This is a genomic window from Cupriavidus sp. 30B13, from assembly GCF_049059565.2.
Lineage (GTDB): Bacteria > Pseudomonadota > Gammaproteobacteria > Burkholderiales > Burkholderiaceae > Cupriavidus.
On record NZ_CP188224.1, the window covers coordinates 1689770 to 1706326 of the forward strand.

The window sequence follows — 16557 nt, forward strand, 5'->3', positions numbered from 1 at the left end:
CGCCATGAACATGATGTCCAGCAAGGAAGTCGGCCTGGCCGACCTGCTCAAGACCGGCCAGACGCTCAAGGAATTCCGCGACGCGATACTCGAGCGCACCGCGCAGACCGGCCACTACAACGGCCTGGCGCGCCTGGCTTTCCGCGAGTGCGACCCGATCCGCTACGAAAAACTCTTCTCCAAGCTGCGCGGCGGCCTGGTGCATGCGCGCGAGACCGCCAAGAAGATCGCCGCCAGCCCCATCGTCGAGCAGGAAGGCGAGCTCTGCTTCACGCTCTACAACGCCGCCGGCGACTGCGTGCTGACCTCGACCGGCATCATCATCCACGTCGGCACCATGGGCGCGGCGATCAAGTACATGATCGAGAACAACTGGGAGGCCAATCCCGGCATCCATCCCGGCGACATGTTCACCAACAACGACTGCTCGATCGGCAACGTGCACCCGTGCGACATCGCCACCATCGTGCCGATCTTCGCGCACGGCAAGCTGGTGGGCTGGGTGGGCGGCGTGACTCACGTGATCGACACCGGCGCGGTCACGCCCGGTTCCATGTCGACCGGGCAGGTGCAGCGCTTCGGCGACGGCTACATGATCACCTGCCGCAAGACCGGCGTGAACGACACGCCGCTGCGCGACTGGCTGCATGAAAGCCAGCGCTCGGTGCGCACGCCCAAGTACTGGATCCTCGACGAGCGCACCCGCATCGCCGGCTGCCACATGATCCGCGACCTGATCGAGGAAGTGATCGCGGACGAAGGGCTGGAAGCCTACGAGGAATTCGCCTACGAGGTGATCGAGGAAGGGCGGCGCGGCCTGCAGACCCGCATCAAGGCCATGACGCTGCCGGGCAAATACCGCAAGGTGGCCTTCGTCGACGTGCCTTACAACCACCCGGACGTGCAGACCTCGTCGGCCTTCGCCAAGCTCGATTCGATCATGCATTCGCCGGTGGAGATGGAGATCCGCAAGGACGGCTCGTGGCGGCTGGACTTCGAGGGCGCGAGCCGCTGGGGCTGGCATTCGTACAACGCCCACCAGGTGGCCTTCACCAGCGGCATCTGGGTGATGATGACCCAGACCCTCGTGCCGACCCAGCGCATCAACGACGGCGCCTACTTCGGCACGGAATTCCACCTGCCCAAGGGCACCTGGATGAACCCCGATGACCGCCGCACCGGCCACGCCTACGCCTGGCACTTCCTGGTGTCCGGCTGGAGCGCGATGTGGCGCGGGCTGTCGCAGGCCTATTTCAGCCGCGGCTACCTGGAAGAGGTCAACGCGGGCAACGCCAACACCTCCAACTGGCTGCAGGGCGGCGGCATCAACCAGGAAGGCGAGATCCACGCGGTCAACAGCTTCGAGGCCTCGTCGTGCGGCACCGGCGCCTGCGCCATCAAGGACGGCCTGAACCACGCCGCGGCGATCTGGAACCCGGAAGGCGACATGGGCGACATCGAGATCTGGGAAATGGCCGAGCCCTTGCTCTACCTGGGGCGCAACGCCAAGTCCAATTCCGGCGGCTACGGCAAGTACCGCGGCGGCTGCGGCTTCGAGACCCTGCGCATGGTGTGGAAGGCCCAGGACTGGACCATGTTCTTCATGGGCAACGGCTACATGAACAGCGACTGGGGCCTGATGGGCGGCTATCCGGCCGCCACCGGCTACCGCTTCGAGGCGCACAAGACCGGCCTGAAGGAGCGCATCGCCGGCGGCGACAGCCTGCCGCTGGGCGGCGACACCAACCCGGACCTGCCGGACTACGAGAACCACCTCAACGCCGGCGCGGTGGTCAAGCGCGACCAGCAGTGCATGACCACCGAGGACTGCTACGACAACTACGACCTGTACCTGAACTACCTGCGCGGCGGCCCCGGCTTCGGCGATCCGCTCGACCGCGAGGTGGAAGCCATCGAGCGCGACCTGAACAACGCCTTGCTGCTGCCCGAGTACGCCCAGAAGGTCTACGGCGCGGTCGCGACCCGGGACGGCAACGGCATCTGGAAGGTCGACGCCCGCCAGACCGCGCTGCAGCGGGTCGAGATCCGCAACCAGCGCCTGGCGCGCTCGCAGCCGACCCAGGAGTGGATGAAGGGCGAGCGCGAACGGATCCTGGTCAAGCATGCCTCGACCCAGGTGCAGCACATGTTCGCCACCAGCTTCGGCCTGTCGGAGAAGTTCGAGCGGCAGTTCCGCGCGTTCTGGGACCTGCCCGAATCGTGGACCCTCACCGAGGACGAGCTCGACGTGCCCACCTATGGCTCCCGGTACCGCATGGACCTGTCCAAGATGCCGGACGTCCACACCGTGGTGCTGGTCGAGGAATAACGCCGCGCCGGCACATCGGATATCGGATCACACAGGATGGATTCAGGAGAAGACCAGGATGTCTACCTATACCAGTGAACAGGTCAAGAACCTCGTCGACGGCAAGCTCGACTGGGATACCACGCTGCGCATGCTGTCCATGCCCAAGGACGCGGAGCGCTTCAAGCTGTACGTCGAAGCCCTGCAGAAGAAGCTCGACTGGGACGACCGCATCGTGCTGCCGCTGAGCCCGCACATGTTCATCGTGCAGCAGGCCAAGACCCGCAAGTGGGTCACGCAATGCGACTGCGGCCATGTCTTCTGCGACTACCGCGAGAACTGGAAGCTGCACGCCAGCATCTATGTGCGCGATACCGACGAAGCCATGGCCGAGGTCTATCCGCACCTGATGGCACCGGACACCCAGTGGCAGGTCTACCGCGAGTACTACTGCCCGAAGTGCGGCACCATGCACGACGTCGAGGCGCCCACGCCGTGGTACCCGGTGATCCATGACTTCGAGCCGGATATCGAGGCGTTCTACACCGACTGGGTGAAGCTGCCGCTGCCGGAGCGCGTGGACTGAGGCCCGCGCCGGCACCGGTGTAATCCATCGTGCGCATCCGGGCCGCGGATGCGCACCGGCCGCCGGCTTGCGCCGGTGGCCGGGCGGCCGTTCGATTTCCGGACGGCCGTCTTGTTTTCGGACGGCCCGGCGCGGGCGGTCCGGCGCGCGCGCCGTGGCGCGGCGCCGGGGCGGTGGCGTGGAATTTGCTGGCATTTGCCGGCGAGGGACGGGCAAGTCCCGGCTGGCCCTGGTGGCGGCGCCGGGAGTAGCATGCGTAAAGTACGAACGCAACGAACCGAACGCAACGAACGCGGGCCCAGTCCCGCGCAGGGCAGCGCCAAAGAGCGAAAAGAGCGAAAAAGAGCGAGCCGGCACACCGGCCATTCGTGATCCGCGCCGAGCGGACCCCGCAAGGAGACACGGCATGCATCCAGCCAGCACACCGATGGACTGGTTTTCCCATCCCGACCATGACGCCAGCATCATGTCCGCCTGGGAACACCTGATTGGCGGCGGCGAGGCGAACGCCGGCGAACTGCGCTGCGTGGTGGACGACTCGTGGCGGCGCTGCCTGGTGGGCCGCGTCGATCCCGGCGCCGGCGCCGCGCCGCCGCCGCTGGGCCAGGACGGCCTGCAGGCGCGGCGCGAGAAAAACGCGCGGCTGGTCAGCGCCAGCCTGCCGCTGATCCAGCAGACGCACGAATTCCTCTCGCAGACCGGCACCATCATGCTGCTGGCCGATCCCGACGGCATGATCCTGCAGCAGGAAGGCGACATGCGCATCGTCGAGCCGGCCGGCGAGGTCGGCCTGGTGCCCGGCTGCGACTGGACCGAACTGAACTGCGGCACCAATGCCATCGGCACCGCGCTGGCCCTGCGGCAGCCGGTGCAGATCCACGGCGCCGAGCACTTCTGCGCCGGCATCAAGCGCTGGACCTGTTCGGCCACGGTGATCCGCGACCCGCTCGACGGCGGCGTGCTCGGCGTGATCGACGTGTCCGGCCTGGCGCAGACCTACAGCCGGCACAGCCTGGCGCTGACGGTATCGCTGGCCGGGCGCATCGAAAGCCGGCTGGCCAAGCTGGCGATGGAGCGCCGCCTGCGGCTGCTGGACCGCTGCGCCAGCCATTTCGGCGCGCTGCGCAGCGACGGCGTGCTGGTCCTCGACGAATGCGGCCAGCTGGTCAAGGCCAATCCGCAGGCGCCCGCGGCGCTGCTGCGGCTGGGCGTGGACACCGCGCTGGACCGCACGTTCTCGGTGCCCGGCCTTGGCATACGCCAGGCCGGCGCGGCGGTCCGGCCGGCGCCGGACTGGCTGCGGCAGGCGCGCGTGGAAGCGATCCGCGACGGCGCCGACACGCTGGGCTTCCTGCTGGTGATCCCGGCCATGCCGCGGCGCGCGGCCGCGGGCACGCCGCCCGCGCTCGCGGCGCCGGCGCCGGCCTTCTCGCGCATCGTCGGCCATGGCGCCGCCCTGCGCTCGGCCGTGGAGAAGGCGCAGCACCTCGCGCCGTCCCGCGTGCCGGTGCTGCTGCTGGGCGAGACCGGGGTCGGCAAGGAACTGTTCGCGCAAGGCATCCACCAGGCCAGCGCCTGCGCGGGCGGGCCGTTCGTGGCGCTGAACTGCGGCGGGCTGTCGCGCGACCTGCTGGCCAGCGAGCTGTTCGGCTATGCGGAAGGCGCCTTCACCGGCGCGCGCAAGTCGGGCGCGGCGGGCAAGATCGAGGCCGCCAACCGGGGCACGCTGTTCCTCGACGAGATCGGCGAGATGCCGCTCGACATCCAGCCGCACCTGCTGCGCGTGCTGGAAGAGGGCGAGATCTACCGGCTGGGCGAGAACACGCCGCGCAAGGTCAGCTTCCGCCTGGTTGCCGCCACGCACCGGAACCTGCGCGACGACGTGGCCGCGGGCAAGTTCCGCATGGACCTGTTCTACCGCATCGCCGTGACCAATATCGCCATCCCGCCGCTGCGCGAGCGCAAGGACGACATCCCGGCGCTGGTCGCGCACTGGCTGGCGCACCTGTGCGAGCGCTATGGCCTGCCGCCGGCTTCGTTCGCCGACCAGGCCTACGCCTGCCTGCTCGCCTACGACTGGCCCGGCAACGTGCGGGAGCTGCGCAATGCGCTGGAAGGCTCGCTGCTGATGGCCGACGGCGGGGTGATCACGGTCGACAAGCTGCCGCTCGAGATCGGCGCGGCCGGCCGGCGGGACTTCGGCGGCATGGTGGATGGCACGGCAGGGGCGCCGCCCGATGCCGTCTGCTCGCTGGAAATGGCCGAGGCGGAATCGATCCGCAAGGCGGTGGCATACAGCGGAGGCAACCTGACCAAGACCGCTTCGTACCTGGGCATCGCCAAGAGCACGCTCTACCAGAAGATCCGCAAGTACGGGCTGGCCGCCGCGCTCAGCGAGACGCGGGGCAGGGTGGCGTAGGCAGGGACGGGCAGGGGGCGGAAGCGGGTTTGCCCGCGCCACGATTGATTACCTGCAAGGTAATCGCCGGACGGCCCGCGCCGTGCTGTAATGCCGTCATGGACACCCTGACCCCCAGCTCCGAGACCGCCACCGACTTCCCCGGCCTGCTGCGCTACTGGCGCGGCAAGCGCGGCTACAGCCAGCTTGCGCTGTCGCTGGCCGCCGGGGTGTCGCAGCGGCATATCAGCTTCCTCGAATCGGGCCGCGCCCGGCCCAGCCGCGAGATGGTGCTGTCGCTGGCCGACCGCCTCGGCGTGCCGCTGCGCCAGCGCAACCGGCTGCTGCTGGCCGGCGGCTTCGCCCCGGCCTACAGCGAGCACGGCCTTGCCGCGCCGGCGCTGCAGATGGTGCAGCAGGCGGTGGCGCTGATCCTGAGCAAGCAGGAGCCCTATCCGGCGGTGGTGCTGGACCGCTTCTGGAACATGCTCGACGCCAACCAGGCTTACCGCAACATGATCCGCGTGCTGCTGGACGGGCGCGCGCCGGCCACGCTGGAGCCGGGCAGCGGGCGCATCAACCTGATGCTGACGGTGTTCGACCCGCACGGGCTGTGGCCGGCGATCGGGAACGCCCGCCAGGTCGGGCGCTACCTGCTGCGCCGCGTCTGGCAGGAGCTGCAGACGCAGGCGCAGGACCAGGCCGCGCGCGAGATCTTCGAGCGCATCGCGGCCTGGCACCCGGACATGCTCGGCCCTGGCGGCCTGCCGCTGGCCGACGACGAGGCCGCGGGCGGCACGCCGCCGCCGATGCTGCCGGTCGAGGTGGCCGCGGGCGGCTTCCGCGCCGGGCTGTTCTCCACGCTGACCACGCTCGGCATTCCGCAGGACGTCACGCTGCAGGAAATGCGCATCGAGTGCTTCTTCCCGGCGGACGATGCCTCGCGCCTGGCGCTGGAGGCGCTGGCCGGCGAGGCCGCCGCCGTGCCGCCGTAGGCCGAAGCGCGCCAAGCAAGCCTTGGCGCACCCGTGCTAACATTGCGCTGCCGGCGCGCCTGCCATCCAACTGGCGGCGCGCCGGCATCGTTACGTCTTCAGGGCGGGGTGCAAGTCCCCACCGGCGGTATGCCACCACAATGCGTGGCGAGCCCGCGAGCGCCCGCATTCCCGTGCGGGGTCAGCAGACCTGGTGAGAGGCCAGGGCCGACGGTCATAGTCCGGATGAAAGAAGATGGGCGGTACAACCTGGCTGGACACCCGGCACGCGCCAGCTTGCGCCTGCTCGGCTGGATTTGCCCGTGTTTTTCCGCTGATCCCCTGGAACGCCCGCTTATCGCCATGCAAGGAGCGTTTCATTCATGTTGTCACTTCCCACCCAGGAACAACCCGTCGTCACCTTTGCGGCCGAGGCCGACCCGCGTCCGCTCGGCGAGCGCATCGCGCGGGCGCTCGACGCCATGCGCGAAGGCCGTCCCGTGGTGCTGCTCGACGATGACGACCGCGAGAACGAGGCCGACCTGATCCTCGCCGCCGAGCGCCTGACCCAGGCCAACATGGCCATGATGATCCGCGAATGCAGCGGCATCGTGTGCCTGTGCCTGACGCGCGAGAAGGTGGCCAGCCTGGGCCTGCGCCCGATGGTCGAAAACAACCGCAGCCAGTACGGCACCGCCTTCACGGTCTCGATCGAGGCGCGCGAAGGCGTGACCACGGGCGTGAGCGCGGCCGACCGCATCACCACCATCCGCGCCGCCATCGCGGAGGATGCGGGCCTCGACGCCGTGGTCAGCCCCGGCCACGTGTTCCCGCTGGTGGCGGTGGACGGCGGCGTGCTGGCGCGCCGCGGCCATACCGAAGGCTCGGTCGAACTGGCCCGCCTGGCCGGCCTGGCGCCGGCCGCGGTGCTGTGCGAGCTGATGAACCCGGACGGCACCATGGCGCGCCGCCCGGAGGCGCTGGCCTTCGCCGAGATGTACCGCCTGCCGGTGCTGACCATCGCCGACCTGGTGGCCTGGCGCGAGCAGCAGGGCTGCTGAGCGCGCCCCGCGGCGCGCGGGGCGGCGGCGGGACCGTATGCGACAATGCGGCCTGTTTTCTGCCTGAACGAGGGTCCGTCCATGTCCTTGCGCGCCGTTTTCCACGCCGTCGTCCTGCTTGCCGGCGGTTGTTCGTGCCTTGCCGCCCATGCCGAGGCGGTCCGTCCCGCCGCCGCCGCGGGGCTGTTCCAATGCCAAGGCGCCGACGGCGGCACGGTGTTCCGCGCCACGCCGCGCGAAGGCTGCACCCTGGTGGCGGCGCCCGATCCGGGCGCTCCCGACCCCCAGCGCTGGCTGCCCCTGATGGGCGCCAACGGCGCGATCTCCTATTTCGACAAGACCTCGGTGCGCCGCCGCGGCGCCGAGGTGGGCGTGGCCGTCATGCGCAACGCGCCGGCCGGCGTGATCCGCACCACCAGCGGCGAGCCGATCCGCTCCTCGCTCAAGCGCATGATCTTCAACTGCGCCACGTCCATGTACGCCGTGGTCGAGCAGACCCTGTATTCGAAGCGCTATGCGCGCGGCGAGTCGCTCTATACCATCGGCGCGCCGCAGGCCGGCATGCCCCAGCAGGCCACGGCCGGCACCGTGGCGGGCGAGCTGTTCAACCGTCTGTGCCATTGAGCGTCATGCCAGCGAGTTGTGCCAGCGAGTTGCGCCGTCGCGTTGCGGCATCGGGCGCCCCCGGGTGATGCTTGCGGCGCGGTCCCGGCGGCAACGCCGGATGGCCGCGCGAAAGGCCGTCCGGCGCGTCAACCCTTTCCCTTGCTGCGTCGTTGCTGGTAATGACGAAGCGCAGCAGCCGGACGCCGTCAGGCCCCAGGCAGGCTTCTTTTATCGCAGCACGCTCGCAGCACACAGGAGGCGGATATGAAGAAGTGGATCGTGATGTTGTCGCTGGCGATGTTCGGCGCCGGCGCTTATGCCCAGGCCTCCGCGCCAGCCGCATCGGGCGACAAGCCAGCGGCGAGTTCGGCGTCCAAGAAAAAGGCGAAAACTGCCAAAAAGAAAAAGAACCACGCACCGCCCGATACCGACAAGATGATGAACAAAGGCGTATAAACGCCGGTAGTGAAAGGCGACAGGCAGCGGGCACGCCCGCTGCGCCAACAGTTCGCCGCGCCGCCCCGCATCTGCATGCCGCGCCTTGCCGGCGCGTTGCCGCGATGACGGGGAAACGGTGGCCAGTGGCAACATGCCGTCCGGGGGGACCGGCACCGGGGCGAGATCCGATCGAGAGGCTGCGGCCTCTCTTTTTTTTTGCCTGTCGGGCAGCGCGGGCCGCAACGCTGTGCACCGCACGATGACCCGGGGTGCGCCATGCGCCGTTTCGGGGCGCGGCCCCGCGCGTTGACGAAGCGCGATTCATATCCTAGCGTTGCAGATTCGGAGTCTGCCCATACCTATTCCAATAAGCCGAGACGCGCACGATGCCCGTGCGATGACTGCCATGTCCGCCTTTCCATGCCACACCCCGCTCCCGGCAAAACGCCGACGAACGGACTTCGCTCCTGACGCTCGCCGCGCCGCGCACCCAGTGTGATGCGCAGGGCTGGAAGCCATGCGGCAAGCGGCTTCCAGCCCACCGGGGTTTCAATTTGTTGCAAACATTGCGTGATCGAAACGTGACTTTTAGGTCTCGAATTGTTAAGGTCCTATTGCGCATTGCAACAAGCCTGTTACTTTTTCAAGACATTATCGTTATGATGCGTCGCGTGCTCATCCGGGGCCACGCGGGCGGCTTGCCCAGGCTGCCGCGCCTTGCCGCGCTCCCCGTTTCTTGCCGCCCTGGCCGCACGATGGTCCGCCTCTTGCAGCGGAGCCTGGCCCGGCCTTTGTGTTCAACCCTGCCTGCTGGCATCCATGTCCGATACCGTTACCCTGCCGATCACCGTCAATCCAGCGCGCCGCCAGCCGGCGCGCGCCAGCGCGGGCGCCATGCGCGTGGGCAGGTGGTTGTGCGGCGGGGTGCTGGCGGTGTGCGCGGTGGCGGCGCATGCGTTCGACTTCGAGACCGTGGCGGCGCGCGCGCGCCAGCTGGCAGCCAATCCCTACAAGGCGCCCGTGCAGAACCTGCCGCGCGAACTGCGCGAGCTGTCGTACGAGCGTTACCGCGAAATCGAGTTCAAGCCCGACCGTCACCAGTGGCGCAACGCCAAGCTGCCGTTCGAGCTGTCTTTCTTCCATGAGGGCATGGTGTTCGACCAGCCGGTGCGCATCAACGAGGTGGTCAGCGGCAGCGTGCGCGAGATCCGCTTCGACCCGGCCGCGTTCAACTACGGCCCGCACAAGGTGGATGCTGCCAAGCTCAAGACGCTTGGCTTCGCGGGCTTCCGCGTGCTGTTCCCGCTGAACCAGCCCAAGGTCAAGGACGAAGTGGCGTCGTTCGTGGGCGCGAGCTATTTCCGTGCGCTTGGCAAGGACCAGTGGTACGGGCTGTCGGCCCGCGGGCTGGCGGTGGACACCGCGCTCAACTCGGGCGAGGAGTTTCCGCGCTTCGTCGAATACTGGATCGAGCGCCCGTCGCCGGCGGACAAGCAGATCACCATCTACGCGCTGATGGATTCGCGCCGCATGAGCGGGGCCTACCGCTTCGTGCTGCGCCCGGGCACGGAGACGGCGATGGAGGTGAAGTCGCGGCTGTTCCTGCGCGAGAACGTCACCAAGCTCGGCCTGGCGCCGCTGACCAGCATGTACCTGTTCGGCGAGAACCAGCCCTCGGCGGTGCCCGACTACCGGCCCAAGGTGCATGATTCCGACGGCCTCTCCGTGCAGCTCGGCACCGGCGAATGGCTGTGGCGCCCGCTCGTCAATCCCAAGCGGCTGCTGGTGACGTCGTTCTCCGCGACCAACCCGCAGGGCTTCGGCCTGATGCAGCGCGACCGCAGCTTCGCCAGCTACCAGGAGATCGGCGCATGGTACGAGCGCCGGCCGAGCGCGTGGGTGGAGCCCAAGGGCAACTGGGGCTCGGGCCGGGTGGAGCTGGTGCAGATCCCCACGCCCGACGAGACCAACGACAACATCGTGGCCTACTGGGTGCCGGACACCCCGCCCAAGCTCAGGCAGCCCTTCGATTACGAGTATCGCCTGCTGTGGCAGAAGGACGGCGAGAGAGTGCCGCCGCTGTCGTGGGTGACGCAAACGCGGCGGGGCCAGGGCCTGAGCCGCAAGCAGGACGACACCAGCTTTTCCCTGGTCGTCGATTTCGAAGGCCCTGCCTTCAAGAAACTGGCCGCCGACACCCGCATCGATCCGGTGATCTCGGCCGACAGCAACGGGGAGCTGCTGAACACTTCGACGCAGCGCAACGACGCAACCGGCGGCTGGCGCATGACCATGGTCGTGCGCCGCAAGGACGAGAACAAGCCGGTTGAACTGCGCGGCTATCTTCGCAATGGCAATACAACCCTATCCGAGACGTGGAGCTACATCTTACCCCCAGGCTAAAGCGGCGCGCCGCCCCGGCGGCGGCATGCGAGCGCTATCTCGACCGCGTGCCGGTCTCTCCCGACCAGCGCCGCGAGCTGCTTGACCACATCGCCGGCAGCGACGGCGCCGAGGCCGAGCCGGCCATGCAGCAACTGCAGCGCAGGCTGGCGGCCAAGGACGGCGTGCAGCCGGCCGCCGGCGGCGCGGCCTACGCTTCGGTCGGGCGCCGCCTCAACCTCGCCTACGGCGCCCCGCAGGCAGCGGGCGAGCCGCTGATCGAGCGGCGCGAGGACGGCACCGTCCACATCGATACCGGCCCGGCCCCGCGGCGCGCCTCGATGGTGCCGCGCGCGTGGCCGCCCCACATCGTCACCGGTTTCCTGCGCAACCTGGGCCGCCGCCTGTTCGGCCGCCCGCCGGTGCCCGAGACCTGGGACACCCTGCATGACGGCCCCGACGCCGAAGGCAAGTGGCATCCCGCCGGCACGCACCGCCGCTGGGTGCTGCTGGGCCTGGTGGCCGGGCAGACCGTGCTGGCCACCTACTTCATGACGAAGGTGCTGCCGTACCACGGCACCGACCCGCTCGAGATCGCCGTGCTGGCGCTCTTCGCCATCCTGTTCTCGTGGGTGTCGGCCGGGTTCTGGACCGCCATGATGGGCTTCCTGGTGCTGGCCAGGGGCGGCGACCGCCACCTGATCTCGCGCACCGCGGCCCAGGCCGGGCCCATCGCCGAGGACGCGCGCACCGCGGTCATCATGCCGATCTGCAACGAGGACGTCACGCGCGTGTTCGCCGGCCTGCGCGCCACCTATGAATCGATGGAGCGCACCGGCGAGCTGGCGCGCTTCGATTTCTTCGTGCTGTCCGACAGCGGCAACCCCGACCTGCGCGCCGCCGAGACCGATGCGTGGATGGAAACCTGCCGCGCCGTCAACGGCTTCGGCCGCATCTTCTATCGCTGGCGCCGCCACCGCGTCAAGCGCAAGACCGGCAACGTGGCGGACTTCTGCCGCCGCTGGGGCAGCGCCTACCGCTACATGGTGGTGCTCGACGCCGACAGCGTGATGAGCGGCGAATGCCTGTCCACGCTGGTCAGGCTGATGGAGAGCAACCCCGGCGCCGGCATCATCCAGACCGCGCCGCTGGCGGTGGGGCGCGAGACCATGTATGCGCGCGTGCAGCAGTTCTCCACGCGCGTGTACGGCCCGCTGTTCACCGCCGGCCTGCATTACTGGCAACTGGGCGAGTCGCACTACTGGGGCCATAACGCCATCATCCGCATCCAGCCCTTCATGGAGCATTGCGCGCTGGCGCCGCTGCCGGGCAAGGGCCCGCTGGCCGGCGAGATCCTCTCGCACGATTTCGTCGAGGCCGCGCTGATGCGCCGCGCCGGCTGGGGCGTGTGGATCGCCTACGATCTCGAAGGCTCGTACGAGGAGCTGCCGCCCAACCTGCTCGACGAAGTCAAGCGCGACCGCCGCTGGTGCCAGGGCAACCTGATGAACTTCCGGCTGTGGATGAAGCAGGGCTTCCACGCGGTGCACCGCGCGGTGTTCCTCACCGGCGTGATGGCCTACCTGTCGGCGCCGCTGTGGTTCCTGTTCCTGGTGCTGTCGACCGTCATGCTGGCCAAGCATGCGCTGGTGCCGCCCGAATACTTCACGCAGCCCTACCAGTTCTTCCCGACCTGGCCCGAGTGGCACCCCGAGAAGGCGCTGGCGCTGTTCTCGGCCACGGCCACGCTGCTGTTCCTGCCCAAGGTGGCCAGCGTGGTGCTGCTGATGAAGGACGCGCGCAACTATGGCGGGCCCGCGCGGCTGGTCATGTCGATGCTGATCGAGGTGGTGATGTCGGCCTTGCTGGCGCCGGTGCGCATGCTGTTCCACACCAAGTTCGTGCTGGCGGCCTACAGCGGCTGGGGCATTACCTGGAAGTCGCCGCCGCGCGAGGATGCCGAAACCACCTGGGGCGAAGCATTCCGCCGCCACGGCCTGCATACCTTGCTCGGCCTGGCGTGGGGCGGGCTGGTGCTGTGGCTGGACCCGAGCTTCGTGTGGTGGCTGCTGCCGATCGTCGGCTCGCTGGTGCTGTCGATCCCGCTGTCGGTGTTCCTGTCGCGCGTGTCGTTCGGCCGCGCGCTGCGCCGCGCGCGGTTGTTCGTCACGCCCGAGGAAGCCCGCCCGCCGCGCGAGATGGTGGCCATGCAGGAACACGTGGAAGCCGCCGGCGAGCCGCCGGCGTTCATCGACGCGGTGGTGGATCCCGTGACCAACGCGCTGATGTGCGCCACGGGCTCGTCGCGCGTGATCCAGCCCGAAGCCACGCGGCTGGCGCATGCCGCGCTGGTGCAGCAGGCCCTGACCGCCGGCCCGGACAATCTCAGCGCCGCGCAGAAGCACCTGCTGCTGGGCGACCCGTTCGCGCTGGCCAGCCTGCATGAACAGGTCTGGGCCTCGCCGCTGGCGCACGCGAGCTGGAAGGAGACCCGCCTGCTGCCGCGGCGCGCGCCCAACGTGGTGCCGCTGCGCCCGCGCCTGGCCTGACGCCGCTGCGCGCGGCGCGCACGAAGCGCACGCCGGCATTCCCGCGGGGATGCCGGCGTTTTTCTTTGCAGGGCAGGGACGGGAAGGAGAGGGAGGCTAGCGCAGTGCTGAGGTGCAGATCGGCGCGTTGATGTAGACATCGCCCACGCGGCGCTCGCCGCGCTCGTTGCGTGTCATGTAGCGGAACATCATGCTCACGCCCAGCTTGGTCAGGATTTCCACGTCGCGGTTGGCGCAGATATTGCGCTGCAGGGGCGCGGCGTAGCTGAGTTCGAAGCTGGCCAGGTCCAGCATCGGGCCGCGGTACTTGGTGAGTTCGAGCTGGAACAGCACGTGCTTGCCGGGCACGGCCTGGCAGCGCCGCAGCCGCGTCTCGCCGTCGATCTCGATGGGCAGCGCGTCGTTGAGCTGGCGGCAGGCGCGCGCGAGGATATTGTCCGGCCGCGCGGTGTTGCGCAGCAGTTCGGGCACGCCGGCCGCGCCGGTGTTCTGGCCGGTGGCCGCACCCTTGAGCATCTGTGCCAGCGCGTCGGCTTCGTCGGGGGGCGCTGCCGGGGCGGAGGCAGCGGCCTTGGCGGGTGCCGGGGCCGGTGCCGCGTGCGCGTGCCGCGCCCACGGCAAACCGGCCGCGCCGGCGGCCAGGGTCAGTAGGACGGGAAGCAGAGCGTATCTTGTTCTCATGCAGGAAAACGTTGCCGGAAACCATGCCGGTGGGCAGGCTTCCGCGGTGCGTCGGGCTGCGTGGCCGTCCGCCCCGGGCGGCCGACAGGGTGGCATTGTACCCTTGGCCTTGCCGCGGTTGAAAGCCAGGCCCCCCGATCCACGCCGCGAAGCGGCATGCCTCGGGTCCTCGCGCTGTCGCGCGCGCCGGCATCGTCCGCGCATGCCGCCGCGGGTGCGCGCCTTGTTACGCTATGCAACAATTACGCCTTTCGTCTTGCCGCTGCCCCTTCGCGCGCCGCCCGCGGCGTGTCCGCTTGTTCCTCAGGATGTTCCGATGACCCGTCCCACCCGCGCGCCCCAGGCCGCGCGCTTTCCCCTCTGGCTGCTGGTATGCGCTTCGCTGACCGCGCTGGGGCCGTTGTCCATCGACATGTACCTGCCCAGTTTTCCGGCGCTGGCGGGCGATCTCGGCGTGGATATCGGGCGCGTGCAGCTGACGCTGGGCACGTTCCTGGTGGGGCTCGCGGCGGGGCAGGCGTTCTATGGCCCGATCAGCGACCGCTTCGGGCGCAAGCCGCCGCTGTACGTCGGCCTGCTGGCATACGCGGCGGCGGCGGCCGGCTGCGCGCTCGCGCGGAACGTGGAGGCGCTGATGCTGTGGCGCTTCCTGCAGGCGCTGGGCGGTTGCGCGGGCATGGTGATGGCGCGCGCGGTCATCCGCGACCGGCTCGAGGCGCACGAGTCCGCGCGCGCGTTTTCCTCGCTGATGCTGGTCATGGGCCTGGCGCCGATCCTGGCGCCCGTCATCGGCGGCGCGGTGCTGGGCGCGTTCGGCTGGCGCGCCATCTTCTGGCTGCTGTGCGGCGCCAGCCTGCTGATCCTGCTGGTGGTCCACCGCTACATGGAAGAATCGCTCGACCACGCCAGCGCCATGCCGCTGCGCCTCGGGCACGTGCTCTCCAACTACGGCGAACTGTTGCGCGACCGCGGTTTCGTCGGCTATTCGCTGTCGGCCGGCTGCGCCCAGGCGGGCATGTTCGCCTATATCGCGGGTTCGCCGTTCGTGCTGATCGAGCTGCATGGCATCGCGCCCTCCCACTACGGCTTCGTGTTCGGCACCAATGCGCTGGGCCTGATCGCCATGTCGCAGCTCAACGCGCGCCTGGTGCGCAACCGCTCGCTCGACCACGTGCTGCGCGGCGCGCTGGTGGCGCCATGCGCGGCCGGCGTGATGCTGGCCGCGGCGGCGCTGGCGGGCATGGCGCCGCTGCCGGTGCTGCTGGCGGGTTTCTTCGTCTTCATCGGCGGCCTGGGCTGCATCCTGCCCAATGCCTCGGCGCTGGCGATGGCCCGGCAGGGCCACCGGGCCGGCACCGCCTCGGCCCTGATGGGCACGCTGCAGTTTTCGCTCGGCACGCTGGCCGGCGCCGCGGTCAGCCTGTGGCGCGATGGCAGCGCGCTGCCGCTCGCGGTGGTCATGGCGGCATGCGGGATCGGCGCGGTGGGCATGCGCATGCTCGGCCACGCCGGCATGCAGGCGCAGCGCCCGGCATGAGCCGGGCCGCGCGGGGTCAGCCCGCGGCGGCGCCGCTTTGCTGCAGGACCACCAGCTGGGCCGGCATCGGCGCGGCATAGCCGGCCTCGCCAAAGCTCTCGCGCATGATGCGGTTGGTGTCGAAATACACCTGCCAGTAATGGTCGTTATGGCAGTACGGGCGCACGGCCAGCACCGGGCCCACCAGCGTGAACTCCAGGATTTCGACGTCCGGCGCGGGCTCGGCCAGGACATTCGGCAGCGCGGCGATGCGTTCCTTGAGCAGCGCGATGGCCGCGGCCGCATCGGTGACGCCGGCCAGCTGCGTCTTGAGCTCGACGCGCCGGTAGGCGTTGGCGCTGAAGTTCTGGATGGTGTCGGAGAAGATCTTGTTGTTGCCGACCACGGTCAGCACGTTGTCGGGCGTGTCCAGCGTGGTGGCGAACAGGCCGATCTCCCTGACGGTGCCGGTCACGCCTGCCACGGTCACGAAATCGCCCACCTTGAACGGCCGCAGCACCACCAGGAAGGCGCCCGCGGCGAAGTTGGCCATCAGGCCCGACCACGCCATGCCGATGGCAATGCCGGCCGCGGCGATCAGCGCGGCGAAGGTGGTGGTCTGGATGCCGAAATAGCCGAGGATGCCGATCACCAGCACGATGTTCAGCGTGACCGTGACGATCGAGCCGACGTAGCGCAGCAGCGTGGGATCGACCTTCTGCCTGGCCAGCGAGCCCTGCACCATGCGCACCACCACATGGATCAGCCAGCGGCCGATCACCCAGAAGGCAAGGGCGGCAAGTATCTTGACCCCGAATTCCGTCGCATAGGCGACGACGACATCCTCGAACTTCTGCAGCGTGGTGGCATCCATCGCGTTCTCCCTTGCTGGCTCTTGCAGGTTCACGAACAACCAACGTCATGCGGCGATGCCCGGGGCGCGCCGAACGGCGCAGCGCGGGCGCGGCAACGCATTATTGCGTCGCCGCGAGCGGAAGTTCAAGCACGGAATTGTGGGACTTGGTGTCCGCCGCGGCCCCGCCCGCATGGCGGAGCGG

At 69.2% G+C, this 16557-nt stretch carries 12 protein-coding genes and 1 riboswitch; of the genes, 10 read left to right on the forward strand and 2 right to left on the reverse strand.

Features of this window, described 5'->3' with window-relative positions; translation table 11 throughout:
- Window positions 1-4 precede the first annotated feature (4 nt).
- The 9 genes from ACKI2N_RS26620 (at window position 5) to mdoH (ending at window position 13302) form a co-directional block, all read left to right on the forward strand.
- The gene (locus ACKI2N_RS26620) at window positions 5-2329 is read left to right on the forward strand and encodes a hydantoinase B/oxoprolinase family protein (protein ID WP_420991815.1); all 2325 of its coding nucleotides are present in this window, start codon (window positions 5-7) and stop codon (window positions 2327-2329) included.
- A 58-nt stretch (window positions 2330-2387) separates the two neighbouring features.
- The gene (locus tag ACKI2N_RS26625; protein ID WP_420991816.1) at window positions 2388-2894 is read left to right on the forward strand and encodes an acetone carboxylase subunit gamma; all 507 of its coding nucleotides are present in this window, start codon (window positions 2388-2390) and stop codon (window positions 2892-2894) included.
- A 406-nt stretch (window positions 2895-3300) separates the two neighbouring features.
- Window positions 3301-5313: a sigma-54-dependent Fis family transcriptional regulator gene (locus ACKI2N_RS26630; RefSeq protein ID WP_426990952.1), complete on the forward strand. Its 2013-nt coding sequence runs from the start codon at window positions 3301-3303 to the stop codon at window positions 5311-5313.
- A gap of 98 nt (window positions 5314-5411) precedes the next feature.
- Window positions 5412-6287 (forward strand): helix-turn-helix domain-containing protein, encoded by an 876-nt coding sequence (locus ACKI2N_RS26635; RefSeq protein WP_420991818.1) that lies wholly within the window; start codon window positions 5412-5414, stop codon window positions 6285-6287.
- A gap of 90 nt (window positions 6288-6377) precedes the next feature.
- Window positions 6378-6528, forward strand: a riboswitch (FMN riboswitch).
- Window positions 6529-6649: 121 nt separating this feature from the next.
- Window positions 6650-7327, forward strand: coding sequence for a 3,4-dihydroxy-2-butanone-4-phosphate synthase (ribB, locus tag ACKI2N_RS26640; RefSeq protein ID WP_420991819.1), 678 nt, complete (start codon window positions 6650-6652; stop codon window positions 7325-7327).
- Between the two features lie 81 nt (window positions 7328-7408).
- A complete protein-coding gene (locus ACKI2N_RS26645) occupies window positions 7409-7951 on the forward strand; it encodes a surface-adhesin E family protein (protein WP_420991820.1) in 543 nt (180 codons plus the stop codon).
- 246 nt (window positions 7952-8197) lie between these two features.
- The gene (locus ACKI2N_RS26650; protein ID WP_420991821.1) at window positions 8198-8389 is read left to right on the forward strand and encodes a hypothetical protein; all 192 of its coding nucleotides are present in this window, start codon (window positions 8198-8200) and stop codon (window positions 8387-8389) included.
- A gap of 801 nt (window positions 8390-9190) precedes the next feature.
- The gene (locus tag ACKI2N_RS26655; RefSeq protein ID WP_420991822.1) at window positions 9191-10774 is read left to right on the forward strand and encodes a glucan biosynthesis protein G; all 1584 of its coding nucleotides are present in this window, start codon (window positions 9191-9193) and stop codon (window positions 10772-10774) included.
- Window positions 10747-13302 carry a glucans biosynthesis glucosyltransferase MdoH gene (gene mdoH / locus ACKI2N_RS26660; RefSeq protein ID WP_420991823.1) on the forward strand — a complete coding sequence of 852 codons (2556 nt, stop codon included), beginning with the start codon at window positions 10747-10749 and terminating at the stop codon, window positions 13300-13302. Before ACKI2N_RS26655 ends, mdoH begins: the two co-directional genes overlap by 28 nt.
- Window positions 13303-13398: 96 nt before the next feature.
- Here mdoH and ACKI2N_RS26665 read toward each other — a convergent pair whose 3' ends face one another.
- Window positions 13399-13983, reverse strand: coding sequence for a hypothetical protein (locus ACKI2N_RS26665; RefSeq protein ID WP_420991824.1), 585 nt, complete (start codon window positions 13981-13983; stop codon window positions 13399-13401).
- 316 nt (window positions 13984-14299) lie between these two features.
- Between ACKI2N_RS26665 and ACKI2N_RS26670 the strand changes: the two genes are divergently transcribed.
- On the forward strand, window positions 14300-15520 hold the full coding sequence (locus tag ACKI2N_RS26670; RefSeq protein ID WP_420991826.1) for a Bcr/CflA family multidrug efflux MFS transporter: 1221 nt from the start codon (window positions 14300-14302) through the stop codon (window positions 15518-15520).
- A 16-nt stretch (window positions 15521-15536) separates the two neighbouring features.
- Here the strand turns inward: ACKI2N_RS26670 and ACKI2N_RS26675 are convergent, their stop codons facing one another.
- Window positions 15537-16373 (reverse strand): mechanosensitive ion channel family protein, encoded by an 837-nt coding sequence (locus tag ACKI2N_RS26675; RefSeq protein ID WP_420991827.1) that lies wholly within the window; start codon window positions 16371-16373, stop codon window positions 15537-15539.
- Between the last annotated feature and the right edge of the window lie 184 nt (window positions 16374-16557).

Coding starts and splice junctions, on each gene's coding strand:
- ACKI2N_RS26655 (WP_420991822.1), top strand. CDS start 9,191: ATGTCCGATACCGTTACCCTGCCGATCACCGTCAATCCAGCGCGCCGC.
- ACKI2N_RS26625 (WP_420991816.1), top strand. CDS start 2,388: ATGTCTACCTATACCAGTGAACAGGTCAAGAACCTCGTCGACGGCAAG.
- ACKI2N_RS26645 (WP_420991820.1), top strand. CDS start 7,409: ATGTCCTTGCGCGCCGTTTTCCACGCCGTCGTCCTGCTTGCCGGCGGT.
- ACKI2N_RS26630 (WP_426990952.1), top strand. CDS start 3,301: ATGCATCCAGCCAGCACACCGATGGACTGGTTTTCCCATCCCGACCAT.
- ACKI2N_RS26650 (WP_420991821.1), top strand. CDS start 8,198: ATGAAGAAGTGGATCGTGATGTTGTCGCTGGCGATGTTCGGCGCCGGC.
- ACKI2N_RS26670 (WP_420991826.1), top strand. CDS start 14,300: ATGACCCGTCCCACCCGCGCGCCCCAGGCCGCGCGCTTTCCCCTCTGG.
- ribB (WP_420991819.1), top strand. CDS start 6,650: ATGTTGTCACTTCCCACCCAGGAACAACCCGTCGTCACCTTTGCGGCC.
- ACKI2N_RS26635 (WP_420991818.1), top strand. CDS start 5,412: ATGGACACCCTGACCCCCAGCTCCGAGACCGCCACCGACTTCCCCGGC.
- ACKI2N_RS26620 (WP_420991815.1), top strand. CDS start 5: ATGAACATGATGTCCAGCAAGGAAGTCGGCCTGGCCGACCTGCTCAAG.
- ACKI2N_RS26675 (WP_420991827.1), bottom strand. CDS start 16,373: ATGGATGCCACCACGCTGCAGAAGTTCGAGGATGTCGTCGTCGCCTAT.
- ACKI2N_RS26665 (WP_420991824.1), bottom strand. CDS start 13,983: ATGAGAACAAGATACGCTCTGCTTCCCGTCCTACTGACCCTGGCCGCC.